The following is a 1,303-nucleotide window of genomic DNA, read 5'->3' as shown; positions in this document are numbered from 1 at the left end:
GGTTCATCGTGGAAAACCGTGGAGGTTTTCCGGGCAATTGATAATCTGACGCCAATAAGGACGGTGTTCGGAGGACAAATTGCTGGATCGCAAAGCACTGGAAGCGCTGGGTTGCTGGACCGGGTATCGAGTTGAGCGGGTGGAATGGCCTTCGGAGGATAGCCGTACGCTGTCGCTGTATCTGAAGCCGGTCAGTCGAGTGATGCTCTGCGAGCAGTGCGGTAAGCGCTGTTCGCAGATTCACGAGACGACGATTCGCCGGGTTCGGGATCTTCCCCTGTTTGAGTACCGGGTGGTGCTCCATGTGCCGCGTCGTCGGCTGTGGTGCGAGCATTGTGGTGGACCCAGGTTGGAGAAGCTGGACTGGCTGGGGCGCTACCAACGAGTCACGGCGCGCTTCGCCAAGGCATGTGAAATTCTGCTCAAGTCCACTAACGTGCAAGCCGTAGCGGCGTTCTATGGCCTGGATTGGCACACCGTCAAAGCCATCGACAAAGCCAGTCTTCGAGCGAGCCTTGTCGAGCCAGACTGGACGCAGGTACGGTATCTGGCGATGGATGAATTTGCTCTGCACAAGGGGCATCGCTATGCGACGGTAGTCGTCGAGCCGCTCAGTCGTCAGGTGCTATGGATTGGAAACGGCCGCTCGCGCGAAACCGCCCGAGCATTCTTTGAGCAACTCCCCGAGGGCGTTGCCCAACGTATTGAGGCCGTTGCGATCGACATGACAACGGCCTACGAGCTTGAAATCAAAGCGAACTGTCCACAGGCGGAAATCGTCTACGACCTGTTCCACGTCGTGGCCAAATATGGACGCGAAGTGATCGACCGAGTGCGCGTCGATCAAGCCAACCAGCTCCGGCATGACAGACCCGCACGAAAAGTTCTCAAATCGAGCCGCTGGCTGCTACTGCGCAATCAGAGGAATCTACGGCCGGAACAATCCGTGCATCTGAGCGAACTACTGCAAGCCAATCAGCCCTTGCTGTGCGTCTATTTACTACGCGACGAACTCAAGCGCCTGTGGTTCTACCGACAACCAGCTTGGGCTCAGAAAGCGTGGGAGCAATGGATGACTCAGGCTCAAGACAGTGGAATCGCTGCGTTGAAATTGTTTGCCCAGCGCCTGCAAGGCTACTGGCACGGCATCCTGGCCCGCTGCCGACATCCGCTCAACACCAGCGTCGTCGAGGGAATCAACAACACCATTAAGGTCATCAAACGCCGAGCCTATGGATACCGCGACGAGGAATACTTCTTCCTCAAAATCCGCGCGGCTTTCCCCGGTAATCCACGATGAACC

The 1,303-nt window shown here is 57.2% G+C and carries 1 protein-coding gene; it reads left to right on the top strand.

The features are described 5' to 3' along the window. The first annotated feature begins 79 nt into the window (after window positions 1-79). Entirely contained in the window at window positions 80-1,300 is a 1,221-nt protein-coding gene (locus PSO31014_RS22205) for an ISL3 family transposase (protein WP_150553592.1), read from the top strand. Window positions 1,301-1,303 lie beyond the last annotated feature (3 nt).

The sequence above is a fragment of the Pandoraea soli genome, from assembly GCF_902459595.1.
Taxonomy (GTDB): Bacteria; Pseudomonadota; Gammaproteobacteria; order Burkholderiales; family Burkholderiaceae; genus Pandoraea; species Pandoraea cepalis.
Note: the sequence above shows the minus strand (reverse complement) of the source record. Positions and strands in the feature narration are given on the sequence as shown.